7 protein-coding genes are annotated in these 7,451 nt (G+C 45.5%); all 7 read left to right on the top strand.

Annotated features, from left to right (window positions below; all coding sequences use genetic code 11):
- The first annotated feature begins 244 nt into the window (after window positions 1-244).
- On the top strand, window positions 245-427 hold the full coding sequence (locus PHV77_07485) for a hypothetical protein (protein MDD5505115.1): 183 nt from the start codon (window positions 245-247) through the stop codon (window positions 425-427).
- 48 nt (window positions 428-475) lie between these two features.
- Window positions 476-1,153: a PTS sugar transporter subunit IIA gene (locus tag PHV77_07480; protein ID MDD5505114.1), complete on the top strand. Its 678-nt coding sequence runs from the start codon at window positions 476-478 to the stop codon at window positions 1,151-1,153.
- Between the two features lie 35 nt (window positions 1,154-1,188).
- On the top strand, window positions 1,189-3,165 hold the full coding sequence (locus PHV77_07475) for a proton-conducting transporter membrane subunit (protein MDD5505113.1): 1,977 nt from the start codon (window positions 1,189-1,191) through the stop codon (window positions 3,163-3,165).
- Window positions 3,165-4,076 carry an NADH-quinone oxidoreductase subunit H gene (locus tag PHV77_07470; GenBank protein MDD5505112.1) on the top strand — a complete coding sequence of 304 codons (912 nt, stop codon included), beginning with the start codon at window positions 3,165-3,167 and terminating at the stop codon, window positions 4,074-4,076. The genes PHV77_07475 and PHV77_07470 overlap by 1 nt, the downstream gene beginning before the upstream one ends.
- 3 nt (window positions 4,077-4,079) lie before the next feature.
- Window positions 4,080-4,748: a hypothetical protein gene (locus PHV77_07465; GenBank protein MDD5505111.1), complete on the top strand. Its 669-nt coding sequence runs from the start codon at window positions 4,080-4,082 to the stop codon at window positions 4,746-4,748.
- A 1-nt stretch (window position 4,749) separates the two neighbouring features.
- Window positions 4,750-6,225: a proton-conducting transporter membrane subunit gene (locus PHV77_07460; GenBank protein ID MDD5505110.1), complete on the top strand. Its 1,476-nt coding sequence runs from the start codon at window positions 4,750-4,752 to the stop codon at window positions 6,223-6,225.
- On the top strand, window positions 6,225-7,451 hold a 1,227-nt coding region (locus tag PHV77_07455), incomplete at its 3' end, for a hydrogenase (GenBank protein MDD5505109.1). The genes PHV77_07460 and PHV77_07455, both read left to right, overlap by 1 nt.

Here is a 7,451-nt window from a genome sequence, read left to right as displayed (position 1 = left end):
AGAGTGTTCTCATGCTTTAGCAACAAGCAAAGCTGCGAACGGATAATTTATGCTATTTTTACACACTTAAACAACCAATGGAAGGTTAAGCCCTTAAAAGAATTTACAGAATTTTGTTGACGTAACCATAAGCTTTGCCTGCTTGACAGGAAAAGACTTCTGTGATAATATATTACTGTTAGCGGAATAACCATAAACCAATAGACAGTTTTTTGAAAGGCGAGACAGCCGTAACAGAATAGTCATGGCAAAAAGAGAGAGCGTTTTAAGCGCTTTCTCGTTTTTATATATAGACATACCGCGCGGTAAGCCCTCCAGTATTATCAGCTTTGGCAATCCACTGATAAAATATAAATTCCAAAGATATGATATTATATATAATGACAGGGCTGATTTATATATGATATTAGTTGATAATAGTTTTTAGATGTCATAATATGTCATATATGATGATGGTTTTATAACAGGAGCAGAAATGCAGTTAAGCGTGAAGGAATTATCCAGTCTATTGAGAGTTACTGAAAGGACCATCTATCGCTGGATACAACAGAAGAATATACCATTTTACCGCGTGCATGACCAGTATCGTTTTAACCGCATAGAGATTATGGATTGGGCAACCGTAAAGAAAATGGATATCTCCCAAAGAATACTGCAGGATGATGCTGAAGCTGATGTCGCCAAGCTGTCTCTGGCGCAGGCCATAAGAGAGGGAGGTATTCATTACAGGATACAGGGCCGAGACAAGAAGGCTTTATTGGGCTCTGTTGTAAACCTGCTCCAGATTCCCCATGATGTGAATAAGGACAACCTTTTAGACGCTATGCTTGTCAGGGAGGATCTGGGCTCAACAGGTTTCGGTGAAGGCATAGCCATACCGCATACGCGTTATCCTATTGTCACGCATATACCGCGTCCGATAGTGTCTATATGTTTTCTGGAAAATCCCGTTGATTACGGGGCCATTGACCGCAAGCCGGTTAGCTGCCTATTTACAGTTATAAGCCCGACTGTTAGAAGCCATCTTAGAATACTTTCGCAGATTGCTTTTGTCTTGAATAATCCGGCCGTGAAAAAGGCCATTATGTGCCAGATGGCAAGGGACATTATCTTAAGCGAGATAGAGAAGGCACAGCAGGCCCCGGCCGCCTGAACGGCATAAAATTTTTTTGAAGAAGGTAAATACATATGAGTTTTACGCTTTTATCTTTAGGGATATTATTTATTAGCGGTTGCCTGGCTTTCGCGTTTAATAAATCCGACAAGCTGTCAAACTGTATCGGAGCGGGCGGGGCTATTATTGCCTCTTTTTTCGGGCTGATATCGCTTGTTATGATCTTTAATTTTTCCGCTCCCTTTTCCTTGAGCCTGCCGTGGCATGTTCCGTATGGATCATTTTCTATAGCTATAGACAAATTATCCGCTTTGTTTTTGGCGGTTGTTTATGTATTGTCGGGGTTATCGGCTTTATACGGTTTTGGCTATCTTAAACATTATTATGGTAAAAAGAATATCGGTAGCTCGTGGTTCTGTTTTAATATTCTTATAGCCGGTATGGTGCTGGTAATAATAGCGCGCAATGCTGTTTTATTTTTGATGGCGTGGGAAATAATGTCAATCAGTTCGTTTTTTCTCGTATTGTTTGAAGGGGAGAAAAGGCAGTCGGCCCGCGCCGGACTGGCGTATCTAATAGCTACCGGTATAGGCACGTTTTTTTTATTGGTTTTGTTCATACTGCTTGCAGGAGACGCGGGATCTTTTGATTTTTCCGGATGGCAGGCAAGCGGCAGTCAAGGCCTCCGTTCGGCAATTTTTATGTGCGCTTTTATAGGATTCGGGACCAAGGCAGGCATCATGCCTATGCATGTCTGGCTTCCGGAAGCGCATCCCGCGGCGCCAAGCCATGTCTCGGCTATTATGTCGGCTGTCATGATAAAAACAGGCATATACGGTATTTTAAGAACGCTTACCTTTTTAGGCATGCCCTGCCTATGGTGGGGATATCTTCTCATCGGCGCGGGAATTGTGACAGCGGTATTAGGTGTTTTGTTCGCCCTTGCCCAGCATGATCTTAAAAGACTGCTTGCCTATAGCAGTATAGAGAATATAGGTATAATAACTATGGCAATAGGTATGGGTGTCCTGGGTATCGGCACCAATAATTACGGGCTTGCGGTTATGGGTTTTTGCGCCGGCATACTGCATATGATAAATCACGCCTTTTTTAAAGGTATGCTTTTTTTGGCCGCGGGCTCTGTTTATTATAAAACGGCAACGCGTGAGATGGATTTGCTTGGGGGCATTCTCAAAAAAATGCCTATTACAGGAGCGTGTTTTCTTATAGGTTCTATAGCTATATGCGCCCTGCCGCCTCTTAATGGTTTTATCAGCGAGTTTTTGATATATCTGGCCTGTTTTAAAAATATATCAGGCAATAGTATAACAGCGGTAATTTCAATGGGGGTCATTGTATTCTTGTCTTTAACGGGCGCATTCGCGCTTGCCTGTTTTTCCAAAGCATTCGGTATTGTTTTTTTGGGCCGGCCAAGGAGTGATTATGGTTTAGGCGCGCGAGAGACGGGCGTATGCATGGGCATGCCGCTTATAATTCTTGCTTTTGCCTGTGTTATCTTAGGCGCCGGAGCGGCTTTCATCATGCCTTTTATAGGCAGTGCTGTCTCATCCGCGACAGGCATACCCGCGGTTGCTGTTTCGCATATTATATCATCGGCCAATGTTTCGTTAACGCGCGTTATAATAATGGTTTTTTCATTTTGCGCCCTGCTCTTTTTTATAGCTATCCTCCGCGGCTTGCTTTTGAAAAACCGGCGTATTGAATCCGGCCCCACATGGGATTGCGGATACGCGTTGACCGGAGCGCGCATGCAATATACAGGCTCATCATTCGCGCAGCCCCTGATAGATTTTTTTAAAGGCATATTACGCGCGCGTAAAAAAGGGATAAAGGTGCCCGGCTATTTTCCCGACAAATTATCTTTTGAGACGCGCACGGATGATATATTTGCCGAGTCGGTTTTCCGGCCTATGCGGGATATTGTTCACGCTATTGCTGAAAAATTATCATGGTTTCAACATGGGCGCCTGCAGTTTTATATTTTATACATATTTATCGCGCTCGTAGCCCTCTTTATCTGGAAATTATAATGGTGAAAAAGGAAATTATACAATTCGCGCTCTCGCTTATCATATCCCCATTACTTTTTGGGGTCATTAACCGGACAAAAGCCTTTTTCGCCGGACGGAGGGGAGCTCCTTTACTTCAATTATATTATGATCTATTCAAACTACTTAGAAAATCGGCCGTATACAGCGATACTATTACGCCTGTTTTTGTGTTCGCGCCTATCATAAGCCTTGGGGCTGTTATTACCTCCCTGTTGATTGTCCCCTTCGCGGGTTACAGGCCGCTGGTCTCTTTTGAGGGGGATCTTGTATTGTTTATTTACCTGCTCGCGCTGGCGAGGTTTTTTATTGTCATAGCCGCTCTTGACACAGGCTCAAGCTTTGAGGGGATGGGCGCCAGCCGTGAGGCCCAGTTTGCCGTATTTGCCGAACCGGCGTTTTTTTTAAGCCTTGTGGCATTGTCGCGGGCGGCAGGGCAGATGTCTGTTTCTGGTATTTTTTCAAGCTCTGTCACCAGTATGTGGTCTTCATACGGGCCTATGGTGTTTTTGGTTTTGGGCTCGCTTTTTATTGTGTTTTTAGCGGAGAATTCGCGTATTCCGGTTGACGATCCCAATACGCATCTGGAGCTTACCATGATCCACGAGGTGATGGTTTTAGACCATAGCGGCGTTGACCTGGCTTTTCTCTTTTATAGCGCGGCCATAAAATTCTGGCTTTTTGGTTCGCTGATTATAGGGGTATTTTTCGGCCCGCGGAATTTTGGCTGGGGCATAGACTGCATTATTTTTATTGTTTCAATGATGGTTTTAGCATGTATCACGGGTATTGTTGAATCAATATTTGCCAGGCTTCGCCTTTTAAAGGTCCCGCATTTTTTGATAGTCGCTTTGGCATTGTCAGTTGTAGCGGTAATATTAACATTGAGGTAATATATGGGGCACTGGTTTGATTTTATAGGCGTTACCATTCTTCTTGTGAACCTAATGGCATTGTCATCAAGCCGGGTCAGGTCATGCGTGCGTATTGTGGCCGCCCAAGGCGCGCTTATAGGCTGTATACCATTAATACAGCATCTTCCGCATATTACTCCGGCGCAGACATTATTTCCCTTGGTTAATATTATACTTAAAGGCGTGGTTTTTCCATGGCTTTTATTGAGGGCGTTAAGGGCGGCTAATATCAGAAAAGAGGTGGAGCCTATCGGAGGATATCCTCTTTCGCTTTTAATGGGGGTGGCTATATTTGTAATATCCTACTGGCTTATAAACCGGATGTCGGCGCCGGGCCATCCCGCGTCGGTTTTAAACGCGGCCGTGTCTTTTTCCGTGTTTCTTACAGGCGCTTATATGATTGTAAGCCGTATGAAAGCCATAACGCAGGTTATCGGGTATCTGATGATTGAGAACGGGATATATCTTTTTGGGCTGGCATACCTGAAAGAGCAGTCGTTTTTGGTTGAGATGTCAATTTTACTTGATGTATTCGTTGCCGTATTTGTAATGGGTATAGCGATATTTCACATAAGCCGTGAATTTGACCATATTGACACGGAAAAATTATCCGAGCTTAATGACACAATGACGGCAGGACAGGGCCTGTGATATGATAACTATTTTATTGATAACAGTTCCGCTTTTTTCAGGCATTGCCTCGTTCTTTATCAGAGAAGACAGGCCCAGGCGCGTCCTTATGGCGGCGTGTTCAATATTCCACTTTATTATGGTTATGGCCCTTTTGAGTTTTTACGGCAGAGAGCATGGTGTTTTCTCGCAATGGTTCGGGTTTGATAATATCGGCATCATATTTTTGCTGATAACGAGTATTTTATTTTTTGGAGCCTCACTTTACGGCGTAAGGTATTTGTCTGATGAAGCAAAGTATGCCCGCGCCCGCGCGAAAAGCGGTGGATTATTTTCTCCCGAAGCAGTTTTCGGAGGGTGTTTTTTGATTTTTCTTTCCACAGTGACCCTGACTATCGCCAGCCGTCATCTTGCCATTTTCTGGGCAGGGGTTGAGGCGACCACTCTGACAAGCGCGCCGTTGATATATTTTCACCGCACCAAGAGGTCCCTTGAGGCTACATGGAAATACCTGTTGATATGCTCGGTTGGCATAGCAATAGCTCTGTTGGGTATTTTTTTGCTGACCGTAGCTAATAATAATCAGACGCAATTATTTCTGGCAAGGCTTATTGAGAATGCCGGCTGTATGAACAGGCAATGGCTTCAAGCGGCTTTTTTGCTTTTGTTTGTCGGATACGCGACCAAGATGGGCCTGGCGCCTTTTCACACGTGGCTTCCGGACGCCCACAGCGAGGCTCCATCGGTTATTTCCGCCCTGCTTTCAGGAGCATTGCTTAATTGCGCTTTTCTCGGCATATTACGCGTGTATCAGGTATGTTCCGTGGCAGGCCTTGGCCACTACTGCCGGGAGGTTTTTATTGCCTTTGGCCTTTTGTCTGTGATATTCGCGGCTGTTTTTATATTAAGACAAAGGGATTATAAAAGACTGCTTGCCTATTCAAGTGTTGAGCATATGGGGATAATGGCGCTGGGCATTGGTCTCGGTGGTATCGCGGTATTCGGAGCGCTTATAAATATGATCGGGCATTCTTTGGTAAAGGCGGGGTTATTTTTTTCTGCCGGTAATATTCTCTCATGTTTTAAGACGAAGAAGATAGATGATATCCGCGCGCTTATGAGTAGTGCTACCCGCAGGCTCGGCATTCTCTGGATGTTTGGTTTTTTATTGATAACAGGAACGCCTCCGTCGGCCGTATTTTTCGGAAAATTTATTATTCTGCGCCAGGCGTTTTTGTCCGGGCATTATTTGATAAGCATTGTATTTTTAACAGCCCTTGCTATAATTTTCGCGGGCATGGCGCGCATAGTCATATCCATGACGCAGGGAGAGGATGACTGCCGCCCGCGGGAAAACAATTCGTATAATGCCACGGGTTTTACGAGGACATGCCTTCCCGCCGCGTTTTTTGTGACAGCGCTTGCGCTGGGTTTATATTTTCCAGGATGGCTGACAGATATTCTAAGAGCGGCATCCAGGTCATTGGGAGGGGCATGATGAATGACCATTGCTTTAAGACGCGCGTGTGCCAGCCGTTTGACATGGCAAGCCTTGAGTGCCTGACGTTGAAAGAATTTAAGGATAGCGCGCTTGACGGGTTTTTAAAAGGCCTTAGGGCCGTGTCTTTTTTTGGCCTGCCTGTTGATAACGGCCAGGTCAGGCTTATTCTGATACTTGCCTGCGACAGGCAGGGGTATATGCAGATATTGTCAACAGTAGTCAGGGATTCATACCCTTGCTTGACCGCGCAGGCGCCGCAGGTACATTTGTTTGAGCGTGAGATATTTGAACAGCTGGGCATATGCCCCAAGGGCCATCCATGGCTTAAGCCTGTCCGCGGCATCCTGCCCGCGTCCGGCGAAAGACAAGCCGATTTACCGGCAGATGATTTTTTTAAGGTCCAGGGATTAGAAGCGCATGAAGTTGGCGTAGGGCCTGTGCATGCCGGTATTATTGAGCCCGGGCATTTCAGGTTTCAATGCCACGGTGAACAGATACTCCACCTTGAGATATCGCTTGGTTATCAGCACCGCGGGATAGAGAACATGCTTTGCGCCGGGAATACTTTTTTAACAGCGCATTATATGGAAACAGCGGCAGGGGATACCTCTATCGGCCATTGCCTGGCATATTGTCAGGCAATGGAGGGATTGTCGGGTTGTCAGGTGTCTTTAAGGGCCCATGTGATACGGGCAATAATGCTTGAGCTGGAGCGTCTGGCCAATCATACCGGAGACCTGGGAGCCATGGCCGCTGATATCGGATATTTACCGACATCCTCCTATTGCGGAAGATTGAGAGGGGATTTTTTAAACATGACGGCATTGATATGCGGTAATCGTTTTGGGCGCAATATTATAAGGCCCGGAGGGGTGATGTTTGATATTGATGAGGAGATCAGGGTGGAGTTAAGAAAGAGGCTAAGGAACGTGTTCTCCGATGTCAAAAATGCCGTTTCTCTTATATGGAATTCGCCTGTTGTTGTTGACAGATTTGATGAGACAGGATTTGTATCCCAACAGACGGCGTTGGATTTAGGCCTTGTAGGCGTTTCCGCAAGGGCCTGCGGTATTGAAAAAGATACACGGTTTGATTTTCCCTCCGGTGCGTTCAGGTTTTTTCATATACCGCCTTCAACCTATTCGTCAGGGGATGTATTTGCCAGGGCTTTTGTAAGATGGCTTGAAGTGCAGAGGTCGGTTGAGTTTATACTGGAACGCCTG

The sequence above is a fragment of the Candidatus Omnitrophota bacterium genome (genome assembly GCA_028716165.1).
GTDB lineage: Bacteria > Omnitrophota > Gorgyraeia > JABMRG01 > JABMRG01 > JAQUQI01.
This window is presented reverse-complemented; position numbering and strand designations above follow the sequence as displayed.

Bases quoted from the DNA above. Each gene is read 5' to 3' on its own strand.
- PHV77_07475 (MDD5505113.1), top strand. From the start codon at position 1,189: ATGAGTTTTACGCTTTTATCTTTAGGGATATTATTTATTAGCGGTTGC.
- PHV77_07485 (MDD5505115.1), top strand. From the start codon at position 245: ATGGCAAAAAGAGAGAGCGTTTTAAGCGCTTTCTCGTTTTTATATATA.
- PHV77_07465 (MDD5505111.1), top strand. From the start codon at position 4,080: ATGGGGCACTGGTTTGATTTTATAGGCGTTACCATTCTTCTTGTGAAC.
- PHV77_07460 (MDD5505110.1), top strand. From the start codon at position 4,750: ATGATAACTATTTTATTGATAACAGTTCCGCTTTTTTCAGGCATTGCC.
- PHV77_07470 (MDD5505112.1), top strand. From the start codon at position 3,165: ATGGTGAAAAAGGAAATTATACAATTCGCGCTCTCGCTTATCATATCC.
- PHV77_07480 (MDD5505114.1), top strand. From the start codon at position 476: ATGCAGTTAAGCGTGAAGGAATTATCCAGTCTATTGAGAGTTACTGAA.